The sequence below is a fragment of the Janthinobacterium sp. HH102 genome (assembly GCF_001758625.2).
Lineage (GTDB): Bacteria > Pseudomonadota > Gammaproteobacteria > Burkholderiales > Burkholderiaceae_D > Janthinobacterium.
Genome location: NZ_CP062062.1, coordinates 3,111,504 through 3,131,060 on the forward strand (window position 1 = coordinate 3,111,504; position 19,557 = coordinate 3,131,060).

The 19,557-nt window shown below is 61.1% G+C and carries 3 protein-coding genes; all 3 read left to right on the plus strand.

Annotation, left to right across the window (positions count from 1 at the left end):
* Positions 1–12 precede the first annotated feature (12 nt).
* From JAB4_RS14280 to JAB4_RS14290, 3 genes are read left to right on the plus strand one after another with little or no spacing between them, the layout of a single operon-like run.
* Positions 13–561, plus strand: coding sequence for a toxin-activating lysine-acyltransferase (locus JAB4_RS14280; protein ID WP_070221506.1), 549 nt, complete (start codon positions 13–15; stop codon positions 559–561).
* Between the two features lie 57 nt (positions 562–618).
* Complete coding sequence (locus tag JAB4_RS14285) at positions 619–18,201, plus strand: hemagglutinin repeat-containing protein (protein WP_070221505.1); 17,583 nt, start codon at positions 619–621, stop codon at positions 18,199–18,201.
* 2 nt (positions 18,202–18,203) lie between these two features.
* On the plus strand, positions 18,204–18,638 hold the full coding sequence (locus JAB4_RS14290; RefSeq protein ID WP_070221504.1) for a hypothetical protein: 435 nt from the start codon (positions 18,204–18,206) through the stop codon (positions 18,636–18,638).
* Positions 18,639–19,557: the final 919 nt, after the last annotated feature.

Sequence of the window (19,557 nt, forward strand, 5' to 3'; positions counted from 1 at the left end):
ATATCCGACACCATGAGTACCTCTTCTTTGGACATTATCGCCCCCGCCTTGGGCTTGCCTGGGCACAGCGAGGCAGAACTGTTTGGCGCGCTGACATGGCTTTGCATGCATTCTAAGAATCATCGCGATCTGCCGCTAGCGTCTTTCAGCCAGACTTTGTTGAATCCGATCAAACAGCAGCAGTTCATGCTGGCGTTGACGTCGCTCGATGGCGTTCAGCAGCCGGTGGCTTACGTGGCCTGGGCAAATTTCGATGCCGATGCCGAAAGCCGCTATCTGGCAGACGGTAACCATACCTTGATGCGCCCGGAAGACTGGAATAGCGGCGACCGCATGTGGATTACGGACTGGGTCGCTCCATTTGGCCACACGGCATCGTTCGTACGCGAAGTTTCTACACGCCTTTCCGAATCCTGTTACCGGTTTTTGTATCACAAGGGAGACGAGACGGGTTTGCAAGTAAAAACATCCCGCGGCTGCGCGGTTTCCAAGGAGCAGGCGGCCAGCTGGTGGAGCGCCAGGCCCATGCATGCCAATTACGCCAAAACGACATCCATTTAAATATTTATAACACCTAGCGCAGCAAGTTTTGTTAGGTGTTCTCAACGAGAAGAATCCATGAATAAGCACCTGTACCGCATCATATTCAATCAACGCCGTGGCCAATTGATGGTGGTGGGCGAGAATGCCACGTCGCAAGGTAAAGCTCCTGGCGGCGAAAGTGTCATGAACGACGGTGCAGGGGGAGGTGGCGCGGAATTGACGCTGGCAACGTTGCGGCCGGCCTGCCTCGCGGTATTCAGTGCCTTGGGCATGCTGCTTTTTGTGACCGGTGCTGCGCATGGTCAGGTCGTGGCGGATCGCAATGCCCCGGGAGGCCAGCGTCCAACCGTGTTGCAGACAGCAAATGGCATACCGCAAGTGAATATCCAGACGCCGAGCGGGGCAGGCGTGTCGCGCAATACGTATAGCCAGTTTGACGTGCAGAGCAATGGCGTCATCCTGAATAACAGCCGTGGCAATACGCAAACCCAGACCGGTGGCTGGGTACAAGGCAATCCGTGGCTGGCCGGCGGCAGCGCGCGCGTCATCCTGAACGAAGTCAATTCCGCCAATCCCAGCCAGTTGCGCGGCTATGTCGAAGTGGCGGGACAACGCGCAGAGGTCATCATCGCCAATCCTTCCGGGGTAGCTGTGGATGGCGGCGGCTTTATCAACGCCAGCCGCGTGACGTTGACGACAGGTTCTCCCATTGTCAATGGCGGCAATCTCGACGGCTATGTGGTGCAGCGGGGCATGGTCACCGTCAGCGGCAGGGGACTGGATACGTCACAAAGCGATTACACGTCCATTCTGGCGCGGGCTGTGCAAGTGAATGCTGGCATATGGGCCAATGATCTGCGGGTCGTCACGGGCGCGAACCGGATGGATGCAAATCATGCGGTCGAGACTGCCGCATCTGGCGATGGCGCGAAGCCTGCGTTTGCACTGGATGTCGCCCAGTTGGGCGGCATGTATGCCGGAAAAATTACACTGATAGGCACCGAGGCTGGTATCGGTACGCGTAACGCCGGAACCGTGGCCGCATCGGTGGGTAATGTGGTGCTGCATTCGGATGGTTGGATCAGCAACAGTGGCTATATTCAGTCTGGTGCTGAAGGTGGCCAGGTACAGGCCAGCGCAGCGGGGGATTTGCAAAATGCGGGCACGATTTATGCCGCAGGCGATACTGGTATTTCAAGCGGTGGTGATATCAGCAACAACGGCGTGATCGCTGCTGCTGGCAATACTGCGCTGCATGGAGGCGGCCGCGTTGATTCAGCCGCCGGTGCGGTGCTGGCTGCTGGCCTGAATGCTGACAATATGCTTCGTCCAACGGGCGATTTGACCGTCGAGGCAAATGCCGGTGCAGGTATCCATGGCATCGGCGCCGCGGGCAATACGGTGCGGATTGCGGCAACCGCAGTCGATCTCGCCGGGGCTAATCTGTCCGCCAGACAGCTTTCTGCCATGGCAAGCCAGGGAGACCTGGATGCCCGGCACGCCGGGCTGGCCGCGCGCGACACGCTGGCGCTGCAGACCACGCGTTTACTGCGTACCGATGGTGCGCAGGCAACGGGCGGAGAGGTGAGTATTGCTGCGCATGACATATCGAATGTGGGCGGCCAGATTTTGCAACTTGGCGAAGGCGACCTTGCGCTTCGTCTGCCTGGTCAACTCGATAATAGTGCTGGACGGATTGCCACCAATAGCCACAACCTGACCGTGGATGTGGCGGAGCTGGTCAATACAGGCGGCAAGATCGAACATGCGGGCACGGGTGCCCTTGCTATTCATGCCGCCTCGCTGGCAAATCAGCGTGGACAGATAACCGGCAATGGCGACCTTGCGCTCGCGGCTGACGCAGTGGACCACCGGGAGGCGACAACGCTGGCCAGGCATCTGACTGTGCAAGCTGGTACGCTGGATAACCGCGGTGGCAGCCTCATTCAAACGGGAACCGAGCAAACAACGGTGGATGTTGCGCGGGGGCTGGAGAATAGCGGCGGCAGGCTGGAAACCAACGGCAGTCTTGGCCTGTCGGCAGCCAGTGTGCTGAGCGAGCATGGCCGCATTGCCGCAGCGCAGGCCGTCAACATGAACGTGGCCGGGGGCCTGAACAACACGGGCGGTGTGTTGGCTGCTGGACTTTCCCTGACCTTGAATGCTGGCGACGTGAACAATACGCGCGGCCAGATCCAGGCGGTATCCGGTGCGGCCAGCCTGGCCATCGGCGATTTGCAGAATACGGCCGGCAGCGTGTTTGCAGCGGGCGACCTGGCGATTGCGGCCGGCAAGGTCGACAACAGCGGCAGCCTGTACGCAGGCGCGCATCAAACGCTCAAGGCGACGGGCGCCATTGTGAACACGGGCGTGATCGCGGCGCAGGGCAATGCGACGCTCCAGGCGGCCAGCCTGGACAGTTCGGCATCGAGCCTGCTGGGCGCGGGCGTGAAGGCCGATGGCGGCTTGCTGGCGACAGGCGACTTGCGCGTGACGACGGCACAGGCGCTGCTGGCCAAGGGACAAAACCTGGCGGCGGGCCAGCTGGCCTTGAGCGGCGCGGCGCTGGACCTGACGGGCAGCCAGACGGGCGCGGCGAACATCGCATTGACGGCGACACAGGGCGATGTGCTGACGCGCCAGGCGCTGCTGACGACGCCGGGCACCCTGGCGGTGACGGCGGGAGCACATGCGGGCCAGACCCTGGTCAATGAACAGGGACAACTGAGCGCGGGGCAGCTGGACTTGCAACTGAGTAACCTGGACAACCGCCGCGGCACCGTGGTGCAGACGGGCACCGGCGATACGCGCATCGTGTTGAGCATGCCGGCCGGCGTACTGGACAACACCAGCGGCCGCATCGCCGTCAACAGCGCGAATGCGACCCTGGATGCGGGCAAGCTGATGAATACGGATGGCAAGCTCGAACATGCGGGCAACGGCACGCTGGCGCTCCACGCGGCAACGCTCGATGGCGAGCGCGGCAGCATCCTCGGCAATGGCCTGGTGCGCATCGACGCGGGCATCATGCGGCATGACCAGGCCAGCACGGTGGGGCAGCAAGTGACGCTGCAGGCCGATAGCCTGAGCAACCGTGGCGGCCATGTGCTGCAGACGGGCGATGCGGCGATGACGGTAGCCACGACGGGACAGCTCGACAACAGCGGCGGCGAGATCGGCGGCAACGGCGGCGTGCAGGTGCGGGCCGGCGTGCTGGACAACAGCAAGGGCCGCATCACGTCCGCGGCTGCGGCATCTGTCGCCAGCAAGGGCGCTGTGAATAACACCGATGGCGTGCTGGCGGCGACCACCGACCTGCAGGTCGGTGGTGCCGCGCTGGACAATACGCGTGGTGTCGTGCAAACGGGCACCGGTGCCTTGGCGCTGGATGTGGCCAGCCTGCTGAACCAGCAGGGCACGCTGAGCGCGGGCACGGACCTGGCGGCCAAGGTCGGCGGGGATCTGAACAACTCCGGCTTGCTGTATGCGGGCCGCGACCAGCTCCTGGTCGTCGGCGGCACGCTCGGCAACAGCGGCTCGCTGGCGGCGGGGCGCGATGTCAGTGTGCAAGCAGGCAGCATCGACAGCAGCGGTTTGCTGGGCGCGGGCATGCGGGCCGATGGCACGCTGGGCCAGGCAGGCAGCCTGGTCGTAACGGCTACGCAGGCTTTGCGGGCGACAGGCCAGAACTTGGCAGGGGGCGACGCAGTGCTGGACGGCGCCGCGCTGGACCTCACGGGCAGCCAGAGCAGTGCCGCGAATATTGCGCTGACGGCGCACGCAGGCGACGTCCTCACCAGCCAGGCGCAGGTGAGCACGGCAGGCTTGCTGGCGATCACGGCCAACGGCAACAATGGGCAGGTACTGGTGAATGCGGGCGGCCAGCTGAGTGCGGGACAACTGGCGCTGGCGGCGGCCAATGTGCGCAATGTGAAGGGGACGATCGTGCAGTCGGGCGCGGGCAGTACCGTCATCGACACGGGCGTGCTGGACAATACGGGCGGGCGCATCGCCGTCAACAGCGGCAACTTGAGTCTGGGCGCAGGGGCGCTGACGAATATCGATGGCAAGATCGAACATGCGGGCACGGGCACGCTGGCGATTCGCGCCACGAACCTGTATGGACAGCGGGGCCAGATCTCAGGCAACGGTGCATTGGTCGTGACGGCCGATAGCTTCGACCACCGCGACGGCGCATTGCTGGTCAGGCAGGTGACGCTGCATACCGGCACCCTGGATAATCGCCAGGGCAGCGTCACGCAGACGGGAACTGGCAGTGGCAGCGTGGCGGCCACCGGTCATCTGGACAACCGTGGCGGCAAGATTGAAGGCAATGGCGACATGGCGCTGAGCGCCGACATGCTGTTGAATCAGAACGGGCGCCTGGCGTTCGCCGGCGCGGCCGAGATCGTTACTGGCTCGCTGGACAATACCGATGGAGGCGTGCTGGCAGGCGGCCTGAATATACGTGGCGGCGACGTGAACAATACGCGCGGCCAGATCCAGGCGGTATCCGGTGCGGCCAGCCTGGCCATCGGCGATTTGCGGAATACGGCCGGCAGCGTGTTTGCGGCGGGTGACCTGGCGATTGCGGCCGGCAAGGTCGACAACAGCGGCAGCCTGTACGCAGGCGCGCATCAAACGCTCAAGGCGACGGGCGCCATTGTGAACACGGGCGTGATCGCGGCGCAGGGCAATGCGACGATCCAAGCGGCCAGCCTGGACAGTTCGGCATCGAGCCTGCTGGGCGCGGGCGTGAAGGCCGATGGCGGCTTGCTGGCGACAGGCGACTTGCGCGTGACGACGGCACAGGCGCTGCTGGCCAAGGGACAAAACCTGGCGGCGGGCCAGCTGGCCTTGAGCGGCGCGGCGCTGGACCTGACGGGCAGCCAGACGGGCGCGGCGAACATCGCATTGACGGCGACACAGGGCGATGTGCTGACGCGCCAGGCACTGCTGACGACGCCGGGCACCCTGGCGGTGACGGCGGGAGCACATGCGGGCCAGACCCTGGTCAATGAACAGGGACAACTGAGCGCGGGGCAGCTGGACTTGCAACTGAGTAACCTGGACAACCGCCGCGGCACCGTGGTGCAGACGGGCACCGGCGATACGCGCATCGTGTTGAGCATGCCGGCCGGCGTACTGGACAACACCAGCGGCCGCATCGCCGTCAACAGCGCGAATGCGACCCTGGATGCGGGCAAGCTGATGAATACGGATGGCAAGCTCGAACATGCGGGCAACGGCACGCTGGCGCTCCACGCGGCAACGCTCGATGGCGAGCGCGGCAGCATCCTCGGCAATGGCCTGGTGCGCATCGACGCGGGCATCATGCGGCATGACCAGGCCAGCACGGTGGGGCAGCAAGTGACGCTGCAGGCCGATAGCCTGAGCAACCGTGGCGGCCATGTGCTGCAGACGGGCGATGCGGCGATGACGGTAGCCACGACGGGACAGCTCGACAACAGCGGCGGCGAGATCGGCGGCAACGGCGGCGTGCAGGTGCGGGCCGGCGTGCTGGACAACAGCAAGGGCCGCATCACGTCCGCGGCTGCGGCATCTGTCGCCAGCAAGGGCGCTGTGAATAACACCGATGGCGTGCTGGCGGCGACCACCGACCTGCAGGTCGGTGGTGCCGCGCTGGACAATACGCGTGGTGTCGTGCAAACGGGCACCGGTGCCTTGGCGCTGGATGTGGCCAGCCTGCTGAACCAGCAGGGCACGCTGAGCGCGGGCACGGACCTGGCGGCCAGGGTCAGTGGCGATCTGAACAACTCCGGCTTGCTGTATGCGGGCCGCGACCAGCAGCTGACCGTGGGCGGTCTGCTGAACAACACGGCTTCCATCGCCGCCGCCAATCACACAACGATCTCCGCTGGCAGCGTCACCAGCAGCGGCTTGCTGGGTGCCGGCATGAAAGCGGATGGCAGCCTGGGTACGGCAGGCAATCTGACCGTCAACGCGGATGGCGTGCTGCAAGCGAACGGGCAGAACCTGGCCGCGGGCAGCGCCGTGCTAATGGGTTCCAGCGTGGATCTGTCGGCCAGCCAAACGGGCGCCGGCAATATCGCCATCACCGCGCGCAGCGGCGACGTACTGACGAACAAGGCAGTCATTTCCGCCAGCAACGTGCTGGCCATCACCGCCAATGCCAATAATGCCCAGGCGTTGGTGAATAGCCAGGGCCAGCTGGTGGCGGGCCAATTGCAGTTGAATGTGGCGAATCTGGACAACGCCAGCGGCGACATCGTGCAGACGGGCACAGGCGATACCGTGATTACCACCGGTAAGCTGGACAACACGGCCGGCCGCATCGCCGTCAACAGTAATAACCTGGCCCTGAACGCGACGGTGTTGACGAACCTTAACGGCAAGCTGGAGCATGCAGGTGCGGGCATCCTGGCCATCAACGCGGGCCAGTTCAACAACCAGTTCGGCAAGATCACGGGCAATGGCAAGCTCGACATCACGGCAGTCGCCTTCGATCACCGCAATGCGACGACGGTGGCGAATCAGATGACCGTCAACGCCGGCAGTCTGGATAATCGCGCCGGCAGTCTGGCGCAGACGGGCGCGGGCATGCTGACGGTGACTGCCACCGGGCAGCTGGACAATACGGGCGGCAAGATCGAGAGCAATGGCGATGCATTGGTGAAAGCTGGCGCCTTGCTGAACAATACGGGCCGCGTCGTGGCGGCGCAAGATGTCGAATTGAAAGCGGGAAGCCTGGACAATACGGAAGGCACGGTGGCGGCCGGGCGTCACTTGGTCTTGAACGGTGGTGACATCGACAATACCAAGGGGCAATTGCAAGCCGTTGCCGGTAACGCGACCCTGAACGTCGGCAAGCTCCACAACACTGCTGGCAGCGTGTTTGCAGGCGCCAACTTGAACGCCACGCTTTCCAGCTTGAATAACACGGGCAGCATGTATGCTGCCGGGAATCAATCCATTACCGCCAGCGGCGGCGTCGCCAATACGGGTGTGATTGCGGCGCAAGGCAATACCAGTCTTGCGGCCAATAGCCTCGATAGCAGTGCAAGCAGCTTGATCGGTGCAGGCATGCAGGCCGATGGCAAGCTGGGCACGGTTGGTGACTTGACGATCAATACCGCGCACATGCTGGCCGCACATGGCCAGAACCTGGCGGCAGGCGTGGCGAACCTGTCGGGCGCCAATGTGGATATCACGGGTAGCCAGACCGGTGCAACGCAGATCAGCCTGGCCGCGACGAGCGGCGATGTGTTGGCCGCCAAGGCCGTGGTGAGCACGCCGGGCACGCTGACGGTCCGCGCGCACGATACCTTGCGCAATACGGAAGGGCAACTCAGTGCCGGCCAGCTTGACCTGCACGTGGGTCACCTGGATAACACCAAGGGCACCGTGATCCAGACGGGCACGGGCGACACTGTCATCCAGACGGGCAAACTGGACAATAGCGTGGGACGCATCGCTGTCAATAGTAATAATTTGATCTTGGGCGCGGCCAGCTTGACGAATGCGGGCGGCAAGATCGAGCATGCGGGTGCAGGTACCCTGGCCATCACGGCGGCCACCTTGCAGGGCGCAGGCGGCAGCATCATCGGCAATGGCGCCGTCGATCTCAAGGCCGGTCTGTTTGACCATGCCAACGCCACCACCACGGGGCGGTCCCTGAGCGTGCAGGCTGACAGCTTGAGCAACCGGGGTGGCCATTTGCTGCAGACGGGCGTGGGCGGTATGACGGTGGCCGTCAGTGGCCAGCTCGATAATACGAATGGGGAGATGGCCGGCAACGGCGTGTTGTCGCTGCAGACCGGCAGCCTGGACAATACCAAGGGCAAAATCACCTCGGCAACGTCCGCCGACATCGTCAGCACTGGCGCACTCGTCAATACCGACGGCGTGATCGCGGCGGCGACCGATCTGCACCTGGGCGGCGCCATCGACAATACGCGCGGCCTGCTGCAGGCAGGCACGGGCGCCTTGAGCCTGGATGCGGCCAGCGTGCGCAACGTACAAGGCACACTCGGCGCGGGCACGGATATCACGGCCAAGGTCAGCGGCGACGTCCTCAACGCTGGCGTGCTGTATGCGGGCCGCAACCAGACCCTGGAGATCGGTGGTTTGCTCAGCAATACCGGTTCGCTGGCGGCCCTGGGCAATACGGCGATCACGGCGGGCAGCCTGGGCGGCAATGGATTGCTGGCGGCAGGCATGCGCGCCGATGGCAGCTTTGCCTCGGCTGGCGATTTGACGGTGAAAACGGCCGGCGCCTTGCAAGCTGGCGGCCAGAACATGGCGGCGGGCCAGTTGCAATTGACGGGCGGGTCGGTCGACGTGGGCGGCAGCCAGACCAGCGCAGCCAATGTCGGCTTGACGGCCTTTGCGGGCAATGTGACGACCAGCAAGGCCATCGTATCGACGAATGGCTTGCTGGCCATCACGGCGAATGCCGCCAATGGGCAGGCATTGGTGAACCAAAGCGGCAGCCTGAGCGCCGGGCAGCTGGCCTTGCGCGTTGCCAATCTGGACAATACCAAGGGTACCTTGATACAGACGGGCACGGGCGACACGGTCATCGAGACGGGCAAGCTGGATAACACCGGCGGGCGCATCGCCGTCAACAGCGCCAATCTGCGCCTGCAGGCGGGCGACCTGACGAATATCGATGGCAAGATCGAACATGCGGGCAAGGGCTTGCTGGATATCCGCGCCACGCATCTTTACGGCCAGCGTGGCCAGCTCACGGGTAATGGCGCGCTGCAAGTGGCGGCCGATTACGTCGATCACCGCAATGCCAGCACGATTGCGCGCCAGCTGACGGTGACGAGCGGTGCCCTGGACAATCGTCAGGGCGAAATCATCCAGTTAGGAACCGACCTGGCGAGCATCGTTGCCACGCGTAGTCTGGACAACAGCGGCGGCAAGATCGAGGGCAATGGCGATGTGCAGGTCGAAACGGCGACCCTGCTCAACGACCATGGCCGTCTTGTTTCGGCACAGAATCTCGGTGTGAACGCCAGTACGGCTTTGAACAATACTGAGGGAAATATTCTGGGTGGGCGCAAGCTGACATTGCGCGGTGGTGCAGTGGATAATACGCGCGGCCAGATCCAGGCGCTCGATGGCAATGCGGAGCTGGCTATCGGCGACCTGAACAATAATGGCGGCAAGGTGTTTGCCAGTATCGACCTGAATACGGTTGCCGCCAACGTCGTCAACAGCGGCAGCCTGTATGCTGGTGCCAACCAGACTCTGCGTGCCTCGGGCGATGTCAGCAATACTGGCACTATCCTGGCGCAAGGACACAACACGATCAATGCAGGCAGTCTGACCGGTTCCGCGTCGAGTTTGCTGGCTGCGGGCGTCAAGGCCGATGGCAGTTTGTTGGCCGCAGGCAACCTGAACGTGACGACGGCCCAGGCCTTGCGCGCCTCCGGTCAGAATCTGGCTGCGGGCAACATGGTTTTCAGCGGTGCTACGGTGGATGTGACGGGCAGCCAAACCAGTGCGTCGAACATCGCGCTGAACGCGAGCGCGGGTGACGTCTCCACCAGCGGCGCCGTGGTAACGACCCTTGGCACACTTGAAGTCCATGCCGCCAATCACTATGGCCAGCGTTGGGAGAACGGCCGCGGCCAGGTCAGCGCAGGTCAATTGACCGTGCAAGTGGCGAACCTGGGCAATGTACAGGGCAGCATCATCCAGACGGGCAGTGGCGCCAGTTCGCTCAACCTCACTTCGCCCGGCGGCGTACTCGATAATACGAGCGGACGCATCGCCGTCAACAGCGTCAGTTTGAACCTGAACGCTGGCGTGCTGGCAAATACGGACGGCAAGATCGAACATGCGGGTAGCGGAACATTGACGATGCATGCAGGCCAGATCAGCGGCCAGCGGGGCCAGATCACCTCGAATGGCAGTCTGGACATGACCGCGGCGGCGCTTGACCATCGCAATGCCAGCACGATCGCGCAGCAGGTAACGATCTCATCCGATACGCTCGACAATCGTCAAGGAAATATTACCCAACTCGGCCTCGGACAGACCGCTATCGGCGCCAGCCAGAGCCTGGATAACCGCGGCGGCACGATCGCCAGCAATGGCAGCACCAGCATCGCTGCCTACTCTTTGAATAACCAGGGCGGCACGCTGCAGGCGGCTGGCAGCGGCAGCCTGGATATTCGCGGTGGCGGCACGCTGGACAACAGCAAGAGTGGCGTGATCGCAGCCGGCGGCAATTTCACGGCGGCGGTGGGCGAGCTGTTGAACCAGGGCGGCAAACTGACGGCTGGCGGTACGCTGCACGCCAGCGCGGCCCAGGTGCTGCGCAACGAGGCCGGCTTGCTGGCCGCGACGGGTAACGTCGAACTGGCGGCTGGGTTCCTGGACAATACCGGCGGTAAGGTTGCCACAGTGGCAGGTAACTTGAATGTCATCAGCGGCGGCGTCTTGAAAAACGACGGCGGCACGCTGCAGGCCGTTGGCGACATCACGCTTCGGAGTGCTGACTTGAGCAATACGGTCGCTGCCGGACAAGACGCCGCCGGTATGATTGTTGGCAAGAATATCCGGATCGATACGGGCCTATGGGCGCTGGATAACCATCTGGGCACCATCGCCGCCAGCGAGACGCTGAGCGTGTACTCCGGCCCGTTGACGAATGATGGCGGCCTGTTGCAGTCTGGCGCTGGCATGCGCATCGACACGCGCGGCCAGGTCCTGAGCAACGGTAGCGCTGGCGCCTATGCTGCGCGCAACCAGGGCAATGCCGGCGGCATCGTCAGCGGTGGCGACGCCGTTCTGTCGATAGGCAGCTGGAACAACACGGCAGGTTATTTCGGTGCGGCAGGGGCGATCAGCGGCACCACCGGTTTGATCAACAATGCGGGTGGGCAGATCGTCGGCCAATCCAGCCTGGCGTTGTCTGGCGCTGGCCTCGATAACCAGAATGGCCAGATACAGGTGGTGGGCAAGCTGTCGTTCGCTACTCCCGGCGGCATCGACAACCGGAATGGATTGATACGCTCCGGCGCCACGGTCAGCCTGACGGCGGGCACGATCGACAACAGCACGACGCAAGGCAGTAACCAGGGTATCGAGGCGATTAACGCCATCCTGACGACGGGCTCGCTGAGCAACCGGGCGGGAGCGTTGCGCACCGATGGCAATCTGGATATCGTCGGCTCAGGTGTTTTTGATAATACACAAGGTCTGGCCAGCGCCGGCAGGGCGCTGAGCGTGGCCGATCTGGCGGCGAACCGCAGCCTTGCCATCATCAATACGGGAGGGACGGTGATTGCCGGCGCGCTGGCCGATGTGCGTGCCGCCAGTCTGACGGGCGATGGACGCCTGTTGTCGCAGCTGGACATGAACCTCGATCTGAGCGGTGGCTATAGCCATGGCGCCGGTGCGGAGCTCGTCGCCAACCGCAACCTTGGCATCGCCACCGGTGGTCAATTCCTGAACATGGGCAAAGTGCGCGCGGGCGGCACATTGACCCTGCGTACCAATTCCAACATCGATAACACGGCCTACGGTGACATCAGCGCGACCATCACACGCCTCAGTGCCGGCGGTCTGCTGGTGAATCGGGGCGTGATCGACGGTGTTGCCACTGAGATTAATGCAAACATCATTCATAACATTGGCACCGGACGCATCTATGGTGATCAGCTCAGCATTGGTGCCGGGACCCTGAACAATGATGTGGAAAATGGTGTTGCCGCGACCATCGCTGCGCGCAACGACCTGCAGATTGGCGCACAAACCATCAATAACTTCGAACACGCGCTGATTTTCAGCGCCAACAGCCTGTCTATCGGCGGCAGTATTGACGGCAATCGCCAGGCGACCGGGCGCACGGCGGTCTTGAATAACGCCAGCGCCACCATCGAAGCGTTGGGCAGCCTGAGCATGAGCGCTGCCCAGATCAATAATCTGAATAAGCATATTCAGATGAAAATGTCCTCATCGACGAAACAGGAGTCCGTGACCGAGTACCAGGGCGCCGGCGCGGCGAAACGCTATGTCGCCGGCACGCCGGGCGTGGAGACATATGATGACGAGTCGCTGCATCTGCGCACGCCAGATGGCACGTATGAAGTGTGGACGCTCTACAAGACCACGCGTACTTCGCGCCAGAGCGAGATCGTCAGTTCCGACCCCGGGCGCATCATTGCTGGCGGCAATATCTCCATCAGTGCCGACCTGGTTGCCAACGAAGACAGCCATATCATCGCGGGCGGGCTGCTGGACATGCATGGCAGCCGCATCAGGAATGGACAGACGCAGGGACAGAAAATCAGTACTGACAAAGGTACGGCGACCCTATACAAGCGAAAGTTCAAAAAAGGGCGCGATAGTACCAGCATTGGAAAACCGGCGGCTTTTACCGGGGCCGAGAAAACCGAGAGCATCACTCTTAACATTGCGCGGGAAGAACAGTTTGCCACGCCGCAGGGCAGCGGCATCAGCTTGTCCGGCGCCGCTACTGGCGGCGTCAATGCCTCCACCAGCGCGGCCGGCGCGGCCAGCGCGCAAGTGCAGGGCAAGGCCATTGTCAGCGTGCTGGCAGGCCTGGCCGGGGTTGCCAATGCGGCAGGCCGTCAGGCCGGCGCGGCCAGCGGCGGCAGTGGGCCGAACGGAACGACGCGGGTGGCGGGGGCCGGCCTGGGCGGCACTGTCGGCAGCGTCTCCGGGAGCGCAGTCGATGCGGTTCAACAAGGCAATGGCCCGACTGGTGCTTACCCGGGCGCCATTGCGCTTGGCACGGCGGCAACGGGTGCCATGGCCCAAGAGGTGCAGCATGTCGGCGGTACAGCTTCAACTACTGGCACGGATCGCCTCGGCCAGGCCGGCCAGGGGGGATTCGTTCGTACGGTCGCCGGCGCGCTTGCCGCCACCGTGACAGGTTCGAATCAGCTTGGCCAGGTCAGCCTGGCGTCCGGGAGCACGACTAGCATCGGCAATGCCTCCGGAGGCGTTTCCGCGGCGACCGGCGTCGGTGGCGTGCCGGGTGCGGCGCGCGGGGCCGGCGTCACGGAAGCGGCACTGGGCGTGCTGCCCGCCGACATGCAGGTGGGGCGCGTGACGGGGGCGGATGCACACGGCCAGGCCAGCCTGGCGCCGGCGGGCAGCACCAGCATCGGCAATGCATCCGGCACCGCCGCGCAGGCTGCCGGCCTGGGTGGCGTACCGGGCCAGACACGCCTGCCGGGCATTGCGCAAGTGGCGCTTACGGACGCTTCCGGCCGGGCGCAGTTCGTGCGCACCAGCAGCCCGTCAACGGCCTTGCCCAATGCAAGCCTGTTCCGCACCTTGCCGTCGTTGTCGTCGCGTTACCTGGTCGAGACGGATCCGCGCTTTGCCAATTTCCGCGAATGGACAGGTTCCGACTATCTGCTCAATCAGGTCAAGGTGGACCCGTCGGTGACGCAAAAACGCCTGGGTGACGGCTTCTATGAACAAAAGCTGATCCGCGAACAGGTGGCGCAGTTGACGGGGCAGCGCTTTGTCGGCGACTACACGAACGACGAGCAGCAATACCGTGCCTTGATGGACGCCGGCGTGGCATATGCGAAGAATTACGATCTGCATCCTGGTGTTGCATTGACGGCCGAGCAAATGGCAGCGCTGACGAGCGATATTGTCTGGCTGGTCGAACGCGACGTGGCGCTGCCAGATGGCTCGGTGCAGAAAGCGCTGGTACCGCAAATTTATCTGCGCCTGCGTGAAGGAGACCTGGACGGTAGCGGAGCACTGCTGGCCGGCAAGGACATCAATATCAATCTGTCGGGCGACCTGACCAACAGTGGCACGATTGCCGGGCGCAGCGTTGTCAAGCTGACCGCGGACAATGTGGAAAACATGGGTGGCCGCCTGAACGGCGACGCCGTCGCCGTGGCCGCAAGGAACGACCTGAATAATATCGGCGGCACGATCTCGGCCAACAGCGAGTTGATCGCTACCGCCGGGCGCGACATCCATATTGCCAGCACCACGCAAAGTGCCAGCAGCAGCGCTGGAGGCAACAGTTTCAGCCGCACGGATATCGACCGTGTGGCGGGGCTGTACGTGACCGGTGATGGCAGCAGTGGCGGCGGAACGCTGGTGGTGTCTGCGGGCCGCGACGTGAGCATGCTTGCCGGGGTCATCGGCAATGCCGGCAAGGATGGCCAGACCATCGTCAATGCCGGCCGCGACATCAACCTGGGAACCTTGACGACGGCCAGCAGCAGCAGCCTGAGCTGGGATGCGAAAAACTACCGCAAGGACAGCAGCAGTACCGAGGTGGGTAGCCAGATCCAGGGCAGTGGCAGCATTGTGCTGCAGGCCGGCAACGATCTGACTGCCCGGGCAGCCGATGTGCAGGCAGGCGCGGGCCTGTCTGTGACGGCGGGCCATGACATCGTGCTGAGCGCAGGCGCGAACCAGCTTACCGTCGACGAGGGACATGTACAGACCGGCAAGGGTTTCCTGAACAAGAAGACCATCACCACGCGCGACATGCTGGACCTGGGTACCTCGGCCGGCAGCGCTTTTGGCGGCGCCACGGTGGCGTTTGCTGCAGGCAACGACATCAAGCTTACGGGCGCGCAAATTCTCAGCGATGGCTCCGCCAGTTTGCTGGCGAAGAACGATATCAGCATAGGCGCGGCAAGCGAAACGAGCAAGGAACTGCACCACCGCGACGTCAAGGAAAGCGGCTTCATGAGCGGTGGCGGTTTTGGCTTCAGCTATGGCACGCGCACCACGACTACCGACCAGGAGCGTGACGCCGTCATCCAGAGCGGCCAGGCGCGCAGCACCGTGGGTTCAACCAGCGGCGCCTTGACCATCGTTGCAGGCAAGGACCTGAAGATCGGCGGCAGCGATATTGTCGCGGCCACTGACCTGAACCTGGCGGGCACCAGCGTGAAAATTACGCCGGGACAAGATAGTGATAAGGGGAAATTCGAGACCAAGACCACGCAGGATGGCTTTACCGTCGCCTTGGGCGGCAGCGTGGTGAGCGCCATCCAGACCTTGCAAACCATGAGCACGGCAGCCAGCACGGCGAAGAACAGCCGGGTGACGGCCATGGCTGCGGCGACCACGGCCATGGCGGCGAACGCCGCGGCCAAGGACATGATGAAGGAAGGCGGACCAAGCATCAGCATCAGCCTGACGGCGGGCCATTCGGAAAGCCAGCAGACGCAAACGACGGCGAGCACCACGCACAGCGGCAGCGTGTTGACGGGCAACAATATCAACATCACGGCCACGGGTGGCGGCAAGGATAGCAATATCACCATCCTGGGCAGCGACCTGAACGCGAAGAACGATATCCGCCTGCATGCCGACAACAACGTCAATCTGCTGGCCGCGCAGGATACGGAAAGCCAGCACAGCAAGAGCTCAAGCATGAGTGCATCGGTGGGCGTGCAAGCCATTGTCAGCACCAAGGGCACCTCGTTCGGCTTCACTGCCAGCCTCAGCGGCAGCAAGGGGCATGAGGACGGCGATGGCACGACGCAGCTCAACACGCATGTGAACGCGGGCGACAAGCTGATCATCAGCAGCGGCGGCGACACCAACATCAAGGGCGCCGTGGCCAGCGCCAACCAGGTGATTGCCGACATCAAGGGCAACCTGAACCTGGAAAGCCTGCAGGACACGGCCAAGTTCGACAGCAAGAGCCAGAGCATCTCCGCCAGCGGTACCGTCGGCTTTGGCGCCAGCGTCAGCGGCAGTTATAGCCAGAGCAATATGCACAACGACTACGCCAGCGTGCAGGAGCAAAGCGGCATCAAGGCGGGTGATGGCGGCTTCCAGATCAAGGTGGGTGGCAATACTGACTTGAAGGGCGCCGTCATCAGCGCCACGGAGGCGGGTAAGCTGGGCAGCAGCCTGGTTACGTCGACCTTGACGCACAGCGACATTGCCAACCATGCGATATCGAAGGGTAGCAGTGTGGGGGTGTCAGGTGGTTTTTCAGTAGCGGGCAAGGAGACCGAAGAGAATAAGAATTTGACCAATGTTGGCGGTAAAGGCGGTACTACCGCAGGCTTGCCCGCCATTGTCGCGCTCAGCGAGAACGCCAGCAGTACGACGCGTAGCGGCATCAGCGGCGGCACTCTGGTCATCACCGATGACGCGGCTCAGCGCGCGGCGACGGGCAAGGGAGCGGACGAGGCTATCGCGGGTGTGAACCGCGATGTGACCACCGGAGTGGATTCCAGCGGCAAGATTGGTAATAACTTCGACAAGGCTGCGTTGCAGGCGACGATGGATGTGACGGCGGCGTTTGCGGCAGCGGCGGCGAAGGAGGTGGGAGATTATGCCGACAAACGCTTGGCGGAATCAAAAGAACTCGCGAAGCAAGCGAATGATGAAAAAGATCCTGTCAAAAAAGCCGAGTTACTGCAGCAGAGTAAGGAGCTGGCAGAAACATGGAAGGAGGGTGGTTTTGCTAAGACTGCTATGCATACTGCAATTGGTGGTATCGTCGGCGGGGCTGGTGGGGCATTAGGTGCGGGGGCGGCAGAAATGACGACCCAAGCCCTATCGGGGCAAATTGCTAAGTTGGGCCTGCCTAAAGAACTGCATAGTGCATTGTTGTTGGCAGCTAGTGCATCCGTAGGGGCTGCGGTCGGCGGTGGCGCTGGGGCGAATAGCGCGTTAAATGAGGTGGCGAATAATTACCTTAATCACAACAAGGTAGGCATTAAAAATTCGGAGCAGGAGCAATATGATGCGGCACGGGCTGCTTGTAAGAGCTCTAGTGATCCGTCTTGTAAAACCGCCGAAGCTTTGGCGAAAAAGTCGGAGGAGCGGGATGCGTTGTTGACTTCGGCCTGTGCTGTAGGTCCGACAGAAGATTGTGCCGTGCTGACAAATAGAGCTATTGCATATGGTAATAGAGTTATTTACGATCATAAAAATCTGCCACATGCGATATCGAAGAATGAGCCGATGCTGCAGGCAATTCCAGATTATCGTGCTGGAACTTATCACTATACCCAGGCCGCCAGTTTGCGCGATGGCATGGAGATGGCGGCGACTGATTTTTTGATTGGTAAAGCGCTGGGTGGTATTGCTGCAGGTGGGAAGTATGTATATGATGGTTTGGCCAGTAGCGCGAAGGGGATCGCGCCAGCGCTTGGTGAGGCTGTTTTTAAGTATGCTGAGCGTACGGGCGTAATTTTCTATGCGGTAGAGAATACAGGTGTTTCGACAGTAAAAAACGGAGGTTTGTCCCAAGGGGCAAATATGCAACCTTCCGTTGCCAGCACGAGTGTCGCGGATGCGCGCAATACATATATGGGGAGAACCCCCGATAAGTTTTCAAGAGCTGGTAGTGAAGTGCTAGAGCGAATGCGCAGTGATGGAATGATTGTTGGGGATGGACCATTACTGCGTGGTAATCCAAATAATTTGGAACTTGTAACGCCAAAAGGACCGGTTCGGATCGATGAAACCATTGATATGGCTCACAGAACCGATGCCGTCACATGGTGGAATAGTACCGGTCGTTTTTTTGGCTCAAAGGCACCTGAAGTACGGCAATTTATGTTGAATTCAGATAATTACATGTTTCAAATGAGATCGGAAAATCGTTCGGCGGGAGCTAGTCTTGGTGTAACCTATTTGCCACCGGTTCTTCCAAAAAAAACAAATCTTAAGAGGTAAGCATGAGTAACCAGTTGGAAATTGATGAAAAAACACATAAAACTATTCAGGAGTTGTGCGCGCTTGGTGATAAGTTTGCCAATTCTCGGGAGTTTGAGTCTGCTATTGCTGAATATAATAAAGCCTGGGATTTAATTCCCGACCCGAAAAATGAATGGAATGCGGCGACATGGGTACTCGCTGCTATTGCGGATTCTGCATATTTGGCAGGTTATAAGACCTCTGCGCGTGAAGCGCTTGAATACGCAATGACTTGTCCACGTGCGATAGGAAATCCGTTCTTGCATATGAGGTATGGACAGGTGCTTTTCGATGCAGGAGAGTTGGACGCGGCGGCTGAGGAGCTAATGCGAGCATACATGGGAGCCGGAAAGGATATTTTTTCAGCAGAAGATTCGAAATACCTTGTATTTTTAGGAAGCCGAGCAAAGCTGTAAATTATTGGGAAAGCGAGGTGGGGGCACGAGGTCAGGTCCGCCATTCGTGCACAATCTCAGCTTAGACTGTCTCGATGAGAAGCAAGTTGCGCTTTATTAAATGCCGATACTGCCCGACTGACTGTCCTGCTAGAAATGTGAAAAGTGGCTGCGATATGGGCTATGGAAAAAACGGTTGAGGGGCGGGGTCAGGTCCGTCATTTGTACACGACCTCAGCTTTGGCCATCTCTTTTTTGGGTAAGTTGCGCCTTATTAAATGCCGTTATGGCTCGACTGACTGTCTTGCTCGACACGTGAAAAGCTGCGGCGATGTGAGATATGGTAAAGGCGGTTGACAGATGGGCGCGTGCCAATGCCTCGTCTCTGTCGCTATAGCGGGCCTGATATTGCGCGAGTGACAGTGTGACTGCGCGACGCTGCTGCCTTGGCGCATCTTTGAATGCATTGGACCGCTGCGATTGTTGATGTGCCGAAACGAAGGCGTCATCACTCAGAAGAATCTGATGGCAGGTGCTAGCGAGGGGGCTAGTTTTCCCATCTCGCCGGCGACAAATCGGCAATGACGGATTTTGGCGATGAGGGTATTTTTGAGGGTATCGGTAACTGAGTAACGTGGAAAACACTGAAAAATCAAAGGCATGGCAGCTTCATTGAGCATCGAGTGGGAGTGAGTTTCCTTTGAAGAATATTCTTGTCAACATGATTGACTAAGCTAAAGCCCTGTTTTTACAGGGCTTTTTTTATACTGGCTCGTAGAACAACTATCGCCGTGGTGCTGGACTATCGCTTATCCGATAGCAAAAAACAGTTGCAAGACAAATAAAGTTCTCAAGAAATAAATAAAATTGCCATACAGAAATAATTATTTTATAATCTACTTAAGAAAATAATTACGTAAGGCAACATATGCACCTGCGC